16 protein-coding genes are annotated in these 17,183 nt (G+C 63.0%); 9 read left to right on the forward strand and 7 right to left on the reverse strand.

What is annotated here, in order from left to right:
• The first annotated feature begins 160 nt into the window (after positions 1–160).
• The 3 genes from aptA to ABIE49_RS35195 all read left to right on the forward strand — a co-directional run bounded on the left by aptA (position 161) and on the right by ABIE49_RS35195 (position 3,941).
• A complete protein-coding gene (gene aptA, locus ABIE49_RS35185) occupies positions 161–1,489 on the forward strand; it encodes an omega-aminotransferase AptA (RefSeq protein ID WP_192734421.1) in 1,329 nt (442 codons plus the stop codon).
• A gap of 71 nt (positions 1,490–1,560) precedes the next feature.
• Complete coding sequence (locus tag ABIE49_RS35190; RefSeq protein ID WP_192734422.1) at positions 1,561–2,826, forward strand: D-amino acid dehydrogenase; 1,266 nt, start codon at positions 1,561–1,563, stop codon at positions 2,824–2,826.
• Positions 2,827–3,107: 281 nt separating this feature from the next.
• Complete coding sequence (locus tag ABIE49_RS35195; RefSeq protein ID WP_192734737.1) at positions 3,108–3,941, forward strand: Crp/Fnr family transcriptional regulator; 834 nt, start codon at positions 3,108–3,110, stop codon at positions 3,939–3,941.
• Here the strand turns inward: ABIE49_RS35195 and ABIE49_RS35200 are convergent.
• The 4 genes from ABIE49_RS35200 to ABIE49_RS35215 form a co-directional block, all read right to left on the reverse strand.
• On the reverse strand, positions 3,916–4,158 hold the full coding sequence (locus tag ABIE49_RS35200) for a hypothetical protein (RefSeq protein WP_192734423.1): 243 nt from the start codon (positions 4,156–4,158) through the stop codon (positions 3,916–3,918). The two genes, ABIE49_RS35195 and ABIE49_RS35200, sit on opposite strands and share 26 nt — an antisense overlap.
• A gap of 118 nt (positions 4,159–4,276) precedes the next feature.
• The gene (locus tag ABIE49_RS35205) at positions 4,277–4,663 is read right to left on the reverse strand and encodes a phasin (RefSeq protein ID WP_192734424.1); all 387 of its coding nucleotides are present in this window, start codon (positions 4,661–4,663) and stop codon (positions 4,277–4,279) included.
• Between the two features lie 278 nt (positions 4,664–4,941).
• Positions 4,942–5,916, reverse strand: a complete 975-nt coding sequence (locus tag ABIE49_RS35210; protein WP_192734425.1) for an N-carbamoyl-D-amino-acid hydrolase — start codon at positions 5,914–5,916, stop codon at positions 4,942–4,944.
• Positions 5,917–6,924: 1,008 nt separating this feature from the next.
• Positions 6,925–7,542 (reverse strand): cupin domain-containing protein, encoded by a 618-nt coding sequence (locus ABIE49_RS35215; protein ID WP_502915954.1) that lies wholly within the window; start codon positions 7,540–7,542, stop codon positions 6,925–6,927.
• A gap of 166 nt (positions 7,543–7,708) precedes the next feature.
• Here ABIE49_RS35215 and ABIE49_RS35220 point away from each other — a divergent pair, with 166 nt between their 5' ends.
• From ABIE49_RS35220 to ABIE49_RS35245, 6 genes are all read left to right on the forward strand, one after another.
• Complete coding sequence (locus ABIE49_RS35220) at positions 7,709–8,476, forward strand: ABC transporter substrate-binding protein (RefSeq protein WP_192734426.1); 768 nt, start codon at positions 7,709–7,711, stop codon at positions 8,474–8,476.
• Positions 8,477–8,535: 59 nt separating this feature from the next.
• Positions 8,536–9,189 (forward strand): amino acid ABC transporter permease, encoded by a 654-nt coding sequence (locus ABIE49_RS35225; protein ID WP_192734427.1) that lies wholly within the window; start codon positions 8,536–8,538, stop codon positions 9,187–9,189.
• Positions 9,186–9,917 carry an amino acid ABC transporter ATP-binding protein gene (locus ABIE49_RS35230; RefSeq protein ID WP_192734428.1) on the forward strand — a complete coding sequence of 244 codons (732 nt, stop codon included), beginning with the start codon at positions 9,186–9,188 and terminating at the stop codon, positions 9,915–9,917. The genes ABIE49_RS35225 and ABIE49_RS35230 overlap by 4 nt, the downstream gene beginning before the upstream one ends.
• A gap of 25 nt (positions 9,918–9,942) precedes the next feature.
• Positions 9,943–11,232 carry an NAD(P)/FAD-dependent oxidoreductase gene (locus ABIE49_RS35235; protein WP_502915955.1) on the forward strand — a complete coding sequence of 430 codons (1,290 nt, stop codon included), beginning with the start codon at positions 9,943–9,945 and terminating at the stop codon, positions 11,230–11,232.
• A 3-nt stretch (positions 11,233–11,235) separates the two neighbouring features.
• On the forward strand, positions 11,236–12,297 hold the full coding sequence (locus ABIE49_RS35240) for a Gfo/Idh/MocA family protein (protein ID WP_192734430.1): 1,062 nt from the start codon (positions 11,236–11,238) through the stop codon (positions 12,295–12,297).
• Between the two features lie 130 nt (positions 12,298–12,427).
• Positions 12,428–14,299: a bifunctional sugar phosphate isomerase/epimerase/4-hydroxyphenylpyruvate dioxygenase family protein gene (locus tag ABIE49_RS35245; RefSeq protein WP_192734431.1), complete on the forward strand. Its 1,872-nt coding sequence runs from the start codon at positions 12,428–12,430 to the stop codon at positions 14,297–14,299.
• Positions 14,300–14,305: 6 nt separating this feature from the next.
• On the opposite strand, the gene ABIE49_RS35250 is transcribed toward ABIE49_RS35245, so the two are convergent.
• Genes ABIE49_RS35250 through ABIE49_RS35260 form a run of 3 tightly spaced genes read right to left on the reverse strand, consistent with a single transcriptional unit; the run spans position 14,306 to position 17,180 of the window.
• Positions 14,306–15,034: an SDR family oxidoreductase gene (locus ABIE49_RS35250; RefSeq protein ID WP_192734432.1), complete on the reverse strand. Its 729-nt coding sequence runs from the start codon at positions 15,032–15,034 to the stop codon at positions 14,306–14,308.
• Positions 15,035–15,040: 6 nt separating this feature from the next.
• A complete protein-coding gene (locus tag ABIE49_RS35255; RefSeq protein ID WP_192734433.1) occupies positions 15,041–16,690 on the reverse strand; it encodes an AMP-binding protein in 1,650 nt (549 codons plus the stop codon).
• Between the two features lie 7 nt (positions 16,691–16,697).
• Positions 16,698–17,180 (reverse strand): aromatic-ring-hydroxylating dioxygenase subunit beta, encoded by a 483-nt coding sequence (locus ABIE49_RS35260; protein WP_192734434.1) that lies wholly within the window; start codon positions 17,178–17,180, stop codon positions 16,698–16,700.
• Between the last annotated feature and the right edge of the window lie 3 nt (positions 17,181–17,183).

Here is a 17,183-nt window from a genome sequence, read left to right on the forward strand (position 1 = left end):
GTCGCCTCGAGGGGTTGGTTTGGGGTGTTGAGTGTGTTGCGGATCCAACGAATGCTACCCAACGACCCCAGCAAATTCAATGGCTTGGATGATATCAGAAAAGGACTTGCTGCACATCATCAACATGATGTCGGGTAGGGAAACCGCACAGGAGCGCCCCATGACGATTCACCAGATTCCGAACACCGTGAAGCTCGAATCGTTCTGGATGCCGTTCACGGCCAACCGGCAGTTCAAGGCCGAGCCGCGGCTGTTCGCCTCCGCCTCGGGCATGCATTACACCACCATCGACGGCCGCAAGGTGATCGACGGCTCCGCGGGCCTCTGGTGCGTCAATGCCGGCCATGGCCGCAAGGAAATCGCCGCCGCCGTCGAGCGCCAGCTGATGAACCTCGATTTCGCGCCCTCGTTCAACATGGGCCATCCGCTCGCGTTCGACTTCGCCGAGCGCCTCGCCGCGATCGCCCCAACCGGGCTCGATCGCATCTTCTTCACCAATTCCGGCTCTGAATCGGTCGATACCGCGCTGAAGATCGCGCTGGCCTATCAGCGCGCCGCCGGCCAGCCGACCCGTACGCGCCTGATCGGCCGCGAGCGCGGCTATCACGGCGTCGGCTTCGGCGGCATGTCGGTCGGCGGCATGGTGAACAACCGCCGCGCCTTCGCGACCCATCTGCCGGGCGTCGACCATATCAGCCACACCCATGATCTCGCCCGCAACGCCTTCGCCAAGGGGCAGCCCGAGCACGGCGCCGAACTCGCCGACGATGTCGAACGGCTCGTGGCGCTGCATGGCGCCGAGACCATCGCCGCCGTCATCGTCGAGCCGGTGCCTGGCTCGACCGCGGTGCTGCCGCCGCCGAAGAATTACCTGCAGCGGCTGCGCACCCTGTGCGACAAGCACGGCATTCTTTTGATCTTCGACGAAGTCATCACCGGTTTCGGCCGCCTCGGCGCGCCGTTCGCCGCCAATTATTTCGGCGTCACGCCCGACATGATGACGACCGCCAAGGGCATCACCAACGGCACCGTTCCCTGCGGCGCGGTGTTCGCCAGCCGCAAGATTCACGACACGCTGATGACGGGCCCGCAGGCCCAGATCGAGCTGTTCCACGGCTACACCTATTCGGCGCATCCGGTGGCCTGCGCGGCCGGTATCGCGACGCTCGACATCTACAAGGACGAGGGGCTGCTGACGCGCGGCGCCTCGATGGCCGATTACTGGGAACAGGGTCTGCATTCGCTCAAGGGCCTGCCGAACATGATCGACATCCGCAATGTCGGCCTGATGGGCGCGATCGAAGTCGCACCGCGCAAGGACGCGCCGGCCGCGCGCGGCTATGATCTGATGGTCGATTGCTTCAACAACGGCCTTTATCTGCGCCAGAGCGGCGACTCCCTTGCGGTGTCACCGCCCTTGATCGTGGAGAAGAGCCACATCGACGAGATGGTCTCGATCCTCGGCGACGCGATCAAGCGCGTGGCCTGATCCTTGCTCTAACTGCGGCATCGACTATCGTGCGGTGATCGAACGATGCCGCGGCAGAAGCATGAGGGATCGTGAAAGTTTTGATTCTCGGCAGTGGCGTCATCGGCGTCACGTCAGCCTACTATCTCGCCAAAGCGGGCCATGAGGTGACGGTCGTCGACCGTCAGCCGCATCCCGCGCTTGAAACCAGCTTTGCCAATGCCGGCGAGGTCTCGCCCGGCTATTCCTCGCCCTGGGCGGGGCCGGGCGTGCCGGTCAAGGCGATCAAATGGCTCCTGATGCGGCATGGCCCGCTGGTGATCTGGCCCAAGCTCGATCCTGTCATGTGGATCTGGGGCCTGAAGATGCTGCGCAACTGCACCGAAGAGCGGTACGCCATCAACAAGCGCCGGATGATCCCGATCGCCGAATACAGCCGCGACTGCCTGCGCGCGCTGCGCGCCGAGATCGGCATCAAATATGACGAGCGTAGCCTCGGCACGCTGCAACTGTTCCGTAAGCAGAAGCAACTCGACAGCACCGGTGGCGATATCGCGGTGCTCAAGCAATACGGCGTTCCCTACGAGGTGCTGGATCGCAACGGCTGCATCGGTGCGGAGCCGGCGCTGTCGGCCGTCAAGGACAAGTTTGTCGGTGGCTTGCGGCTGCCGCAGGACGAGACCGGCGACTGCCACATGTTCACGCAGGCGCTCGCCGTGGAGGCCGCAAAGCTCGGCGTGCAGTTCAAATTCAACACCACCATCGAGCGGCTGGTCGCCGACGGCGGCAGGATCACCGGCGTCGTCACCAGCGCAGGCTTGTTGCAGGCCGACACCTATGTCGCCGCCCTCGGAAGCTGGTCGACGCGGATGCTCAAACCGCTCGGTATTTCCGTCCCGGTCTATCCCGTCAAAGGCTATTCGATCACGGTGCCGGTGGTCGATGCCGACGGCGCGCCGGTGTCGACCGTGATGGACGAGAGCTACAAGGTCGCGGTCACGCGGCTGGGAGACCGCATCCGCGTCGGCGGCACCGCGGAGATTTCAGGCTATTCCAATAAGCTCGACGCGGCGCGGCGGGCGACGCTCGATCATTCGCTGACCGAACTGTTTCCCCGCGGCGGCGACATCGGCAAGGCGACGTTCTGGAGCGGGCTGCGGCCGATGACTCCCGACGGTCCGCCGGTGATCGGCCCGACGCGCTACGCCAACCTGCATCTCAACACCGGCCACGGCACGCTCGGCTGGACCATGGCCTGCGGTTCGGGGCGGGTGCTGGCGGACATGCTTTCGGGCCGCAAGCCGGATATCGATGTGAAGGAGCTGGCGCTCACGAGATATGATCACCGGTTTGGGTGATCTCCGAGCTTTCGTCATGGCCGGATATCGCGGAGCCTGTCGGGCGCGATCCGTTGGCTCATCCGGACTACCGACTATTTTAGCGCGTAGCCCGCAAGAGCGCAGCGACATGCGGGGCCGTGCGGTACAGTACCCGGATATCGCTCTGCTCATCCTGGCTACCGGCTGGAACTACCTCTGGCGCGGCAGGTTTTGGTGCCTATGCCCAATCTGTTACTTGCGCAGCGTGGGGCCAGGAGTACTCTGCGGAGAGCCGCCGTCGAGGGAGGAGTTGTCCCGTGATGGAGCCAACTACCAGGGTAGGTAATCGACTGTTAGGCGCGTTGCCGGCGGCAGATTTTGATTTGCTTGCGCCTTACTTGCGCAAAGTGTCGCTTGAAGGCGACGCGGTGCTGGTTCGATCGGGAGACCTGGTCGAACAGATCTATTTCCCCCTCAGCGGGACGATCGCTTTCATCATGGATATGCCAAACGGACAAACGGTGGCCACCGCGGTCATCGGGAATGAGGGCGCCGTGGGCATCCTGTCCGCGCTGGGACCTTCCCGCTCTCCGATGACGGCAGTCGTCCGCGTGGCCGGGACCTCGCTGCAAATTTCGCCAGCAAGATTTCAGGCGGCGCTCATCCGAAGTGCCGCCATCAGAGACGCGGTCCAGATCTACACCAGAGTGCTGTTGGCGCAATTCCAGCATGTCGCCGCCTGCAATGCACTGCACTCGGTCGAGGCCCGCCTGGCCCGGTGGTTGCTCCACATCCACGATCGCGTTGACGGTGATTTCCTGCCGTTGACGCAAGAGGCGCTTGCGGAACTGCTTGGCGTACGTCGAACGACCGTGACGCATGTCGTGCACAAGCTGCGGACGTTGCGGGCTATCCGGTCTAATCGGCGGGGCCTGATCGAGATTGACCGGCCGCGGCTCGAATCCGCGGCATGCGAGTGCTACGACGTCATGCGCCGTAGAATCGATCAAATCGTTTCGCCGGAAGGCATGAAGCCTCACATCCCGCCGGTGCACAAAATCGTCCGCGCGCCGGATCCGCTTTTGGTCAAGGTGGATGTCGCGCAGCGGCACCCGCGAACGCATGGGACTAGCCCGCGGCCAAGAGACCATTAGTCTCCGCCGTCTCGCTTGGCTCGTAAACCCAGGCATCCTTGACCCAGGCATCCTTGACCCAGGCATCCTTGGCGAACCATTCGTGATTGGCTTTGCAGAGTGAGCAGAAGGTGCGCGCGAAGAACACCACGCTGCATCGAAATTTTTCCCGATCCGCCTTGATGCCCGTCGGGATCTCGCGTCCCGTTTGAGGGCACTTGATCATGATGATACCCATCTTGTTTCTCCCTCGGCTGTTGTGTCGCGGCAACGTGTCCGTTCGCCATCGGCTGGACGCACCCCTTCTCACGGAGGCGCTTGTTCCAGCCGATCCCGGCGGCGTGGCAAGTTCGATTTCAGGAGGCTTTCTGCAGGACCCTGGTGAGGCCCTTCTTGATCGGCTCGGCGGTCTCGGTCGCGACTTTCTGGGCGAGCTGCCAAAGTTCCTTGTTCTGCGCGGACGTGGCTTCGACGTTCTTGCGGGTCTGCGCGGCTGACAGCTGCACGATTTCCGAGAGCGACTTCGTGTCCATCAGTTTGGAGAGAAAATCGAAAGCGGAGTTGGTGTTGGCGCCCGCGATCTCGATCACCTTGATCCCGTAGTCCGCGGCGGTCCTGGCGTGGGTCGAATAGGTTTCGCTGAGAATGTCGGCCAGTTCTCCCGAGGCAGCCCGTAACTTCTCGTAGCTGTCCTTTGTCCGCACCATACCCTGCTCGGCGATCCCGCGGAAAATGTCCGGCATCGCGAAAAGCGAACCGTCAAAGTTTCGTTTTTCGTTCGTTTTGGCCTCTGCATTCGGCGTGTCGGTGTTCGCTTTAGCTTTAATATTGGCCTTTCCCACGGGTTCTCATCCTTTTAAACGAACTGTCGTCAACGGTAATCGGATTGGCGCTGGACCGCCCGAGGCAGCTTCCTGAAGGTGCTGCGGCAAATGTCCGCCTCGCGCCTGCCTGAACAAGATATGGCGGACTAGCGCCGGGGCTTCCGTTCGCTTTCTGACTCTCGCGTCGGATTTTTTCGCTACAGGTCGCGACCGCTTTTGTGCGACGGCACGGGCGTTCCATCCGCCATCATGTGCTGGCCCCTTCGTTCGACAATCAACCCGTAGGCATGGGGCTGCCGGTGGACGTCGAAGTTGAAGGTGGTGCGCTTGTAAGAGTTGCACAAATCCAGATCACAGCGCGCCAATGCGATTTCGTCACCCTTGGTCGTGCAAGCGGCGACGATTTCACCTGATGGCGCCACAATGCAGCTACCGCCAATCTGGTCGACGCCCTCTTCGATCCCAGCCTTGGCGACGCCCACGACCCAGCTCCCGTTCTGGTAGGCGCCGGACTGCATCACAAGGCGATTGTGGAACAGCGAGAGGTCGTCATGCTCTGGCGCGGGCGGATTATGCACCGGCGTGTTGTAGCCGATCAGCACCATTTCGACGCCCTGCAGTCCCATCACGCGATAGGTTTCGGGCCAGCGGCGATCATTGCAGATTGCCATGCCGATCGTGCCGTTGAATGCGTCGGCCACGCCAAAGCCGGAGCCGGGCTCGAAGTAACGCTTTTCCAAATGCTGAAATCGGCGCCAGGGCTCGTGTTCGGCGTGGCCGGGCAAATGCACTTTGCGATACCTGGAAATGGTTTTGCCGCGCTTGTCCACGAGGATAGAGGTGTTGTGCCGATGGGTTTCGCCGTTCTCGACCACCAGTTCCGCGTAACCCAGGCAAAATCCGATGCCCAGTTCCCGGGCCAGGTCGAACAGGACACGCGTCTGCGGACCGGGCATCTCATGCTCGAAGAAGGAATCGATTTCCGCCTGATCCTCCATGTACCAGCGCGGAAAGAACGTCGTCAGCGCCAGTTCGGGATAGACGATCAGGTCGCATCCGTTGGCGTGCGCCTGGCGCATCAACGCCATCAGCCGCGCGACAACCTCGGTCCTCGTTTCGCTTCGGGCGACAGGGCCCAACTGTCCCGCTGCGACGTTCACAAATCTTGCCACTGTCTTTCCTTTGGTCCGTTACCGGGGTTGAGTGCTGTGCTCCGGGATCGCTCAATTCTCTGCATGCAGAACCCATGCCGCGACTGCGATCGGTTCCGTGACATTGCAGCCCGTAGCCCGGATGAGAGCAGCGACATCCGGGAAGCGGCACAATGGTTCCCCGGATATCGCTCTCGCTCATCCGGGCTACGGGCTGCGTCGTCTCGCGCGCAAGCGCAATCTCGACTCATGCGTGCGACAAATCAACCCGACGGGCAAATCACTTCCGATTTTAAGAAATCGTGTCAAGCTCTGAATTTCTGTAAATCGAAAATATACCCCTTTCCTTTCACCCCAAATCACCTGCACATCAATAGCCATCCCGTCCCACTCAGAGGGGCGTCGGCCGTCGTCATGACGAGGGGCGGGGATGCGGTGGACGTTGAGGTTGCGATTGACGGTCGCGGCTGAGGCGTACGGTGAAAGCGTGTGGTCCTGGCGCCCGTAACGGCGTCAAGCTCTGAAGAAGCCGACGCTTCCGAGGGGTGACGGTGGCAATAGAGGCCGTCTCACCGGGGAGAGCACGTCATAAGCCGTAAAGCCACTGCGCAGGGAATGTCGGATGTTCTCCGCTGCCCTGTATGCTCATGTGCAGCTTTCTTATGCACAATCGCACATGAGACCGCGGGTGCAGCGCGCATCCGGCATTCCCTGCGCCCTCTGAATTATGGGAGGGTAAGGATTTTCTGCAAAAGCTCGGGCGCAATGCGCCGCGAGATCGCGGCCACATATTCAGTGTCATCGCCCGGCTTGACCGGGCGACCCAGTATTCCAGAGGCGCCGATGATTGAACCGAGAAGCCGCGGCGTACTGGTTCCCCGCATGCGCGGGGATGACAGCGTCGTGTGGGGCCGCACTATCCCCGTCATTGCGAGCGAAGCGAAGCAATCCATGTCTCGGCAGGGCGGCGCGATGGATTGCTTCGCTGCGCTCGCAATGACGTGGATAGGCCGGGACGACGGTTGGGACTCACTGCGCCGAAACGCAATTCACCCACAGCACCACCGCCTTGGCCTTGTCGGACGGATTGCTGAAGCGGTGCGGGCGGCGGCTGGCGAAACGGAAGCTGTCGCCGGTCTTGAGCGTCCAGCTTTCGGCATCGACCGTGAGTTTCATTTCGCCTTCGAGCACGAGACCGGCTTCCTCGCCGTCATGCGTATATAATTCGTCACCGGTGCTGCCGGCGGGCTCCATGTGGACCAGAAACAGATTGAGGCGGCCTTCCGAACCCGACGGGCTAAGCAACTGCTTGGAGATGCCGGTGCGCCACAGGTTCAACTCGGCGCGCTGCGGTTCGCGGGTGACGATGGCTTCCGAGCCGTTCCCGGCGGCGTCCTTGGCGCCGAACAGGCCGGCGATGCCGATGCCCAGCACGTCGGCGATGGTCGCCAGCACCCGCAGCGAAGGCGAGGAGAGGCCGCGTTCGATCTGGCTGAGAAAGCCGATCGACAGATCGGTGCGGGCGGCAATCGTCTCGAGCGACAGCTTGCGACTTCGCCGCAGGTCGCGGATGCGCTGCCCGACCGCGACATCCACCGCCGGCTCGGCCCTGACGGCCTTCTTGCCCATGCGCTTGCCGCCGCTCACGTCAAACCGCGTCCTTCATGTGTGTGAAAATCCCGCTTGCGCAATTCCGGGCAATGTGTCCATAATTTCATGGTTGTGAAAATAGGCTTGGACGGCGAAACCTGCAACTGGCTTGTTGACGATGAGGCACATTCGCCGCCCGGTGCCCAAACAGTTGAGGGGTACGATGCTTTTCAAACGTCTCGTTCAGGCAGCGACCGCGGCGCTCGTCCTCGCCGCCGCCACGCCTTTGTCGGCGCAGCAGGTGCTCAAGGTGGGCTCGACCCCGACCGGCGTGCCCTTCACCTTCCTCGAAACCAAGTCCAACAGCATTCAGGGCGTGATGGTCGATCTGATCACGGAGATCGGCAAGGACGCCGGCTTCCAGGTCCAGATCGAACCGATGCAATTCTCTGCGCTGGTGCCGTCGCTGACGTCGAACAAGATCGACATCATCTCGGCGGCGATGTTCGCCACCGCAGCGCGCAAGGAAGTGATCGATTTCTCGGAGGCCGTCTACACCTATGGCGAGGGTCTCGTGGTGCCGAAGACCGACGCCAAGAACTATGCCTCGCAGGAAGATCTGAAGGGCGAGGTGGTCGGCGCCCAGGTCGGAACGGCCTTCGTCGATGCGTTGAAGAAGACGGGATTGTTCAGCGAGGTCAAGGTCTACGACACCATTCCGGATATTCTGCGTGATGTGAATGCGGGCCGCCTCAAGGCCGGCTTCGCCGACTTCCCGATCCTCGCCTACAATCTGAAGCAGAGCGCATTTGGCGAAGTCCGCCTGGTGGATTCCTACAAGCCGGTCACCGTCGGCACGGTCTCGATCGGGGTCCGCAAGACCGACCAGGAACTGCTCGGCAAGATCAACGCCTCGCTCGCCAAGCTCAAGGCCAATGGCGCCCTCGACAAGATTCTCGACAAGTGGGGTCTGAAACCCAAAGCGTCCTGATTGAGGCGCACTGAAGAAGGTATCTTGGACAGGCCTAGCCGGCAACGCGTGATGAACTGATGCAAAATTTCCTGCGCGATGCCGTCGAGTTCATGCCGATCCTGCTGCAGGGCGTCTGGCTGACGGTCGTCGTCACCATCGGCTCGCTGCTGCTGTCGACCGTTCTAGGCCTGCTATGGGCCCTGATGCGGGTCTCCGGCATTCGGGTCCTGACGGGTCTGAGCGCCGGCCTGATCAACGTGATCCGCGGCATCCCCATCATCGTTCTGCTGTTCTACCTCTATTTCGTGATGCCCGACTTCGGCGTCGCGCTGACGGCGCTGCAGGCCTCGATCATCGGGCTCGGCATCGCCTATTCGGCCTACCAGGCCGAGAATTTCCGCGCGGGCATCGAGGCGATCGACAAGGGGCAGATCGAGGCGGCGCAGACTATCGGCATGGGCTGGTGGCTGACCATGCGCCGCGTGGTGCTGCCGCAGGCGGTCAGGATCGTGCTGCCGCCCTATGGCAACGTCATGATCATGATGCTGAAGGACTCCTCGCAGGCCTCCACCATCACGGTCGCCGAACTGGCGTTGCAGGGCAAATTGATCGCTTCCTCGACCTTCAAGAACACCAGCGTGTTCACGCTGGTCGCGCTGATGTACCTGACCATGAGCATCCCGCTGATCCTGCTGGTTCGCCATTTCGAGAACAAGGCGAAGCGCAAATGATAGAGCTCAGCAACGTCCATAAGAGCTTTGGTTCCAACGAGGTACTCAAGGGCATTACAGCTTCGGTTGAGAAGAGCGAGGTGGTCTGCATCATCGGTCCGTCAGGCTCCGGCAAGTCGACGATCCTGCGCTGCATCAACGGCCTGGAAAGCTACGACTCCGGCGAGATCCTGGTGGAGGGGGCAAAGGTCGACAACAAGGCGCCGTCGATCGTCGCGATCCGGACCCAGGTGTCGATGGTGTTCCAGCGCTTCAACCTGTTTCCGCACCGCACCGCGCTGGAGAACGTCGTCGAAGGACCGATCTATGTGAAAAAGGAACCGCCGGCCGAGGCGCTCGAGCGCGGCCGCGCGCTGCTGGCGCAGGTCGGCCTTGCCGAGAAGGCCGACGCCCATCCGGGTCAGCTTTCCGGCGGTCAGCAGCAGCGCGTCGCCATTGCCCGCGCGCTGGCGATGCAGCCCAAGGCAATCCTGTTCGATGAGCCGACCTCCGCGCTCGATCCTGAACTGGTTGGCGAGGTACTCGGCGTCATGCGAAAACTCGCCGATGACGGCATGACCATGGTCGTGGTCACCCATGAGATGGGCTTTGCCCGGGACGTCGCCGACCGGGTATTGTTCATCGACGGCGGCGTCATTGTCGAGCAGGGGGCGGCGAAGTCCGTACTTAACGCGCCGCAGCACGCGCGGACCCAGGATTTCCTCCACCGCGTGCTGCATCCCCTGTGAAACAAATTTGCCGGACCTGATGAACTTGACCCATCAATCCCTTGCCCTGCCGCCGAGCCTCTACGCAGACACCGCCGTTGCGCCGGTCCCGACACCGCCACTTGATGTCGATAAAAACGTGTCGGTGGCGATCATCGGCGGCGGCTTCGCCGGATTATCGACCGCGCTGCATCTCGCCGAGCAGGGCACCGACGCGATCGTGCTCGAAGCCCAGCAGCCCGGCTGGGGCGCATCGGGCAATAATGGCGGCCAGCTCAATCCCGGCCTGAAGCTCGACCCCGATACGATCGAGGCGACGTTCGGCGCGGATCTCGGCCGGCGGATGATCGCGTTCGGCTACAACACGCCGGTGTTTACCCTCGAGCTGATCCGCCGTCTCGGCATTGAATGCGAGGCGCGGCAGAACGGCACGCTGCGCGCGGCCTATCATCCGTCCAGCACCGCGGGGGTTGAAACCACCGCCGAGCAATGCATCCGGCGTGGCATGCCGGTCACGGTACTCGGTCGCGACGCCGTCCGCGAAGCGACCGGGACGGACCGATATCTGCTGGCAATGCGGGACGCGCGCGGCGGCGATGTGCAGCCGCTGAGCTACGCGCGCGGTCTTGCGCGGGCGGCGATGGCTGCCGGTGCTGCCGTTCACGGCGAGACCCCGGCCACCTCGCTGCGGCGTGAGGGCGGACGATGGCGCATTGAAACCCCGCGCGCGGTGGTCCGGGCCGAAAAAGTCCTGATCGCCACCAACGGCTTCACCGACGACCTCTGGCCGGACCTGCGCCGCACCATCGTTCCGGTGTTCAGCTCGATCGCCGCGACCGAGCCTTTGCCCGATGAGGTCGCGCGAAAAATCATGCCGACGCGGTCGGTGCTGTACGAAAGCGGGCACATCACGGTCTATTATCGCATCGATGCGTCGAACCGCCTGCTGATGGGGGGCCGCGGCCCGATGCAGTGGATCAAGGATCCCGCGCCGGTCTCATACCTCATGCGTTACGCGGAACGGCTGTGGCCGGGAATCCGCGGCGCGCGCTGGACGCACGGCTGGAACAGCCGCCTCGCCATGACGCCGGATCATTACCCGCATGTGCACGAACCTGGCGCGGGTGCGCTGGCCTATCTCGGCTGCAATGGCCGCGGCGTCGCGCTCGCAACCGCCATGGGGCAACAGCTCGCGAAACGGCTGATCGGCGGTGAGAAGGCCGAGATCGACATGCCGATCACGGGGTTGAAACCCATTCGTTTTCACGCATTGTGGCCGGTGGCGGTCAAGAGCGTGGTGATGACGGGCCGGATCCGCGATCGCCTGGGACTCTAGGACATGAAGAACATCACGATCGGCGTGATCGGCGCCGGGCTGATCGGGCGCAAGCATCTGCGCAAAATCGCCGAGCGCGAGGATTACGAGCTCGTCGGCATCGCGGACGTGAATGCCGATGCGGTCTCCGCCGAGCACCCCAGGACGCGCGTCTTCGCCGATTACCGCCAGCTGCTGGACGAAGCACGGCCGGAGGCCGTGATCATCGCCTCGCCCAACCAGCTTCACTCCGAGAATGGCATCGAATGCGCCCGGCGGGGCATTCACATCCTGATCGAGAAGCCGGTCACCGATACGCTCGAGACCGCGGCCACCTTGATCACGGAAGTGCGAAAGGGCGGTGTCAAATCGCTGGTCGGACACCACCGCCGCCACCATCTGCCGGTCAAGACGCTGCAAGCGCTGCTGCGGGATGGCCGAATCGGGGATGTCGTCGGCGTATCGGCGATCTGGGCGACGCATAAGCCGGCCGATTACTTCAAGGTCGCGCCGTGGCGGTGTGAGGCCGGCGGCGGCCCGATCCTGATCAACCTGATCCATGAGATCGACTTCCTGCGCTACACCGTCGGCGAAATCGTAGCCGTCGAAGCCATCGCGTCGAATCGCCAGCGCGGCTTTGCGGTCGAGGATAGCGCCGCCGCGCTGATCGAATTCGACAATGGCGCGCTCGGCACCTTTTTCATCAGCGACAGCGCCGTCTCCCCCTGGACGACGGAGCAGGGTCTGGGTGAGGCGCCGGAATTCCCGTTCAGCGGCGAAAGCAGCTACCGCTTCATGGGCCGTCGCGGTGCGATCGAGTTTCCCGAACTCGTGCAATGGACGCAGGCGGGCGACGCGCAGGACTGGAACAAGCCGATCCAGGCCCAGCGCCTCCACGCGCCAACGATCGATCCCTATGTCGCGCAGCTCGATCATTTCCGCGACATTATCCGCGGCGCCGCTTCCTCGTTGCAGCCGGTCGAGGATGGCGCGCGGTCCTTGCTCGCAACGCTTGCGATCGCCGAAGCCGCCACCGCCGGGCGGCGCATCGACTTGCGGGACCGGTATGCGGCGCTTTCGCCATAGGTCCGCTGAGAATCAGTGAAAGTTATCGGAGACCAGAGATAACAATTGGTCCAAATGGTTGAAAAAGAAGATGCTTTAGCTCTATCGTGCGGCCCTCGGGACGCGCCTGGGACCTTCCGGAGCTAATCGCATGACCAAACGCTCGATCGCCACGGTTTCGCTGAGCGGCTCGCTCGACGAAAAGCTGCGTGCCATCGCCGGGGCCGGATTCGACGCGGTCGAAATTTTCGAGAATGACCTTCTGACGTTCAACGGCAGCCCGCGTGATGTCGGAAAACTCTGCCGCGACCTCGGCCTTACAATTTGCGCGTTCCAGCCGTTCCGCGATTTCGAGGGCATGCCCGAACCGCAGCGCGCCCGCAACTTCGCGCGCGCGGCGCACAAGTTTGATCTGATGCAGGATTTGGGGACCGACTTGCTGCTGATCTGCAGCAATGTTTCACCAGCGTCCCTTGGAGGCATCGACCGGGCTGCCGCGGATTTCCGCGCCCTTGGCGAACTCGCGGCTTCGCATGGCCTGCGCGTCGGTTTCGAGGCGCTGGCCTGGGGGCGTCACGTCAATGACTATCGCGACGCCTGGGAAATCGTGCGCCGTGCCGATCACAAATCGATCGGGGTCATTCTCGACAGTTTTCACGCGCTGGCGCCGGGATTTCCGGTCAGCGCGATCCAGTCGATTCCGGCGGACAGGATCTTCCTGGTGCAGCTTGCCGACGCGCCGAAGCTTGGTCTCGACGTATTGTCCTGGAGCCGGCATTTCCGTTGCTTCCCGGGGCAGGGCGACCTGCCGGTTGGGGCCTTCATGGACGCTGTGGCCGCGACCGGATACAGCGGCCCGCTGTCGCTGGAAATATTCAACGATCAGTTTCGGTCCGGCTCGCCGGTCCGCACCGCGACCGACGGACTGCGTTCGCTGATCTTGCTGGAGGATGAACTCGCGAAGAGCTCTTCCAAGGCGTCGATGAAGAGGCTGCAGCCCAAAGCGCAGAGCCGCGGCGTAGGCTTCGTCGAGTTCGCCGTCGATGAAGCCAAAGCGAGGAGCCTGTCGGCGTTGTTCGGCCAACTCGGCTTTCGCAAGACCGGTTCCCACCGCAGCAAGGATGTCGAGCGCTGGTCGCAAGGCCATATCGAGCTGGTCATCAATTGCGAACCGGATGGCTTTGCTCATTCGCACTACGTCACGCATGGCCCGGGCGTCTGCGCCATCGCGATCGACATCGACGACGCCGGGAAAACCATGGCCCGCGCGGAAGCGCTGAAGGCGCACACCTTCTATCAGCCGGTTGGGCCCGGTGAACTCGAGATCCCCGCGATACGGGGCGTCGGCGGCAGCCTGCTGTATTTTCTGGAGGCCGCGGGCAAGAACTGGGACACCGATTTCGAACCATTGCGCAGCGATGCCGCGAGCGACCGTCTCGACGCGGTCGACCATATCTCGCAATCGATGCCTTATGACGAGATGCTGTCCTGGCTGTTGTTCTACACCGGCATACTCGATCTGCAGCGCCTGCCGCAGATGGAGATCGCCGATCCGGTCGGCCTTGTGCAGAGTCAGGCGCTGATCAATGGCAACCAAGGCTTGCGCGTGATCCTGAACGGCTCGTCGGCGACGCGGACGCTGTCGGCCCGATTCATCCACGAATTCTTCGGCTCCGGGGTCCAGCATATCGCATTTTCATGCAGCGATATTTTCACAGCTGTCGCGGACATGCGCTCGCGCGGTGCGGATTTCCTGAAGATTCCGGACAATTATTACGACGATATCGAAGCCAAATACGATCTCGATGCCGCGACGATGACGGCCCTGCGCGACAATCAGATTCTGTACGACCGCGAAGGCGACGGCGAATTCTTCCAGGTCTACACCCACACCTTCGATGACCGATTCTTCTTCGAGATCGTCCAGCGGCGCGATTACCAGGGATTTGGCGCCGCCAATGCTGCGGTTCGCCTCGCGGCGCAGACGCGGGAGTCGCGGCCCTTGACCATTCCCCGCGCGTGAAAAAATCTAGAGCGCGATTGATCCGATGCTGGCGCCACCGCAAACATAGAGCGCCTGGCCGGTGATGAAATCGGCATCGCGGCTCGAGAAGAACATCACGGCGCGCGCTACATCACTCGGTCTGCCGATGCGCCCGACCGGGATCGAGCGGGCAAGTTGATCCACCTTCGGGCTGCCCGGCGGAATGACTTTGTGGAACATATCGGTCTCGACCGGTCCAGGGGCCACCACATTGACCGTGATGCCGTGCGCGGCGGTTTCCAGCGCCCAGGTCCGCGCCATGCCGAGCATGCCGGATTTCGTCGCCGAATAGGCGGTGCGGGTGGCGGCGCCGAGCGCGGCGCGCGAGGCGATCAGGACGATGCGTCCGAAATGCCGTTGCTTCATGCCGGGCAACGCGGCCTGCACCAGCGTTAGCGCCGCGCCGAGATGAAGCTGGCTGAGCGCTGCGATGTCATCAACCGTTACCTGTTCGATCAGATTGGGCCGGATGATCCCGGCATTGTGGACGATGTGCGAAACCTCATGCCGCGCAGCTACATCCCGGGCCGCATCCGCCGTCGCCTTCGGATCGAACAGATCCACCAGAACCGGCTCCAGCCGTGCATGCGACCAATCCGGCAGGCGCCGGTCGAGCGAGATGACCTGGTGACCCGCGGCAAGCATCGCCTCGGCGATGGCCCGGCCGATGCCGCCGCTGGCGCCCGTGATGATGGCGACGTTGCTCTCGCTCATGATATCTCACCCGGCCTTCTGCACTGTCCGCCGCTTCAGCGGACGGGTATCGACGCACATCTCGGAGTCGATCGTGGCAATGACCAGCTCCTTGAGCGCGCCGCGCTGGATCTTCTGCGTCGAAGTCAGCGGCAGCGCCGACACGAACGCGACATAGCCAGGCGCCTTGTAATAGGCGAGGCGGCTGAGACTCCATGCGACGAGATCGGCCGCGATCTTGTTGCGCGACGCCGCGTCGGGTGGATCGCCGTCGCTGACCACGCAGGCAAACACCTCATCGCCCCGTACCGGGTCCGGGGCAGGCGCCACCGCCACCTGCCGCACGGCCGGGTGCTGCATCAGCACGCTCTCGACCTCGACCGCCGAGATGTTTTCGCCGGAGCGGCGGATCACGTTCTTCTTGCGGTCGACAAAATGAAACGCCCCATCCGGACCGCGCCGCACCACGTCACCGGTGTGAAACCAGCCGCCGTCCCAGGCCTCCGCGGTGGCCTCGGCGTCCTTGAGATATTCGCGGAAGAAACCGTAGCGCGGCGCTGCGCCGGCATGGCGCACCAGAAGTTCGCCGGGCTCGTTGACGCCGGCGTCTGCGCCACTATCGATAACGATGCGAGCCTCGAGTTCGGATCCGAGGCGGCCGAAGCAGCTTGTGCCGGTGTGGCGCGGTTCCTGGGAGGCGACGACCACGGCGCCTGCGCCGGTCTCGGTCATGGCCCAGGCTTCGACCAGCGGAAAGCCGAACCGGACCTCGAAGGGATCGTGCAGCGCCTTGTCGACGCCGGCGCCAAAGCCGAAGCGCACGCCATGGCGCTTGTCGTCGGCGCTTTCGGGTGCGCCCATCAGCATCGGCGGCATCACGCCGAGATAGTGCACGATGGTGGCGCGACTATCCCTGACGCTGGCCCACCAGCTCTTGGGGTGGAAACGGTCGAGCACGATCAGGCAGCCGCCGGTGGTCACCATGGCCATCGCGGAATAGGCCATCGCATTCATGTGGAATACCGGCAGCGGCGTCAGCATCCGTTCGGAGCCATGGTTCAGCGCGATCAAGCCGCCGACCGTGGCGTACCAATGTCCGGCATAGAGAAAATATTCGTTCGGCAGCACGCAGCCCTTGGGCCGGCCGGTGGTGCCAGACGTGTAGAGCAGGGCGCACTCGCTGTCGCGATCGGGTGCGCCGGGCTGCGCAGAGGCGTGGATCGCCGCCGGTTCGTCATCCGGCCCGACGACAGGAATGTCGCGGCCGATCGCCTTGGCTGCGGCCGCGACATCGTCCTGACGCGATGCAATCACGATCGCCGCGACGATCTCGGAATGGCCGATCAGATACTCCAGTTCCGCGGCGCGCATGTCCGGATTGATGGGCACCAGCGACACGCCGAGCGCATTGAGCGCAAACCAATGCAGGAAGAAACCCGGGCGATTCTCCATGAGGATGCCGACCCGATGGCCGCGGCCGTAGCCCTCGGCCCGATAGGCGTCGGTCAGCGCTGCAATCCGTGCGAACGCCTCGCCATAGCCGATCTCGCCGGCTGCAATGCCATAGGCCTGCGCCGTCTCGGGCAGCACGGCGAGAAACGGCTTGTCGCCGTGGCTTGCGGTGGCGCGCGCGAAAGCCGCGAAGACGGTTGCCGGAGACTCGATCGGGAGCTGCATCACCGTCTCACATGAACAGCTGGATGTTACCAAAGGCGGCATCGCAATTGACGATATCGACCCGCTTCAGCTTGATCTTGAGCGCGCCGTCCACCACGGCCAGGGTGTGCGTCGCCCAGGCTGCGTAAAGGTCCTGCTGGTCGAGGCGCGTCTCGACATAATGCATCGGCGTCCAGGTGACGTATTCGTTGGCCGCCTCGTTGCGGCTGTCGACTTGCGGCGTTTGCAAAACATGATGACAGCGGCTCTTGGGCTTCTGCGAAAAGGTGCGGTTACCCTTGAGCCGCTCGACGCGGATCTTGAGCAGCAGCTTGTCCTCGTACATCAGCGACGTCGTCAGCCTCGGATCGGTCTGGCCCCATTCGAGCGGCATCCAGTAAAAACCGTCCTCGGCGAACAGTTCGAGCCATTCCTCAAAACGGTGCTGGTCGATCAAGCGGGTTTCGCGAACGACGAAATCGATCAATTGCTGGTCGGTGGGCGCGGTCATGGC

The organism is Bradyrhizobium sp. OAE829, assembly GCF_040546575.1.
In the GTDB taxonomy this organism is placed as follows: Bacteria; Pseudomonadota; Alphaproteobacteria; order Rhizobiales; family Xanthobacteraceae; genus Bradyrhizobium.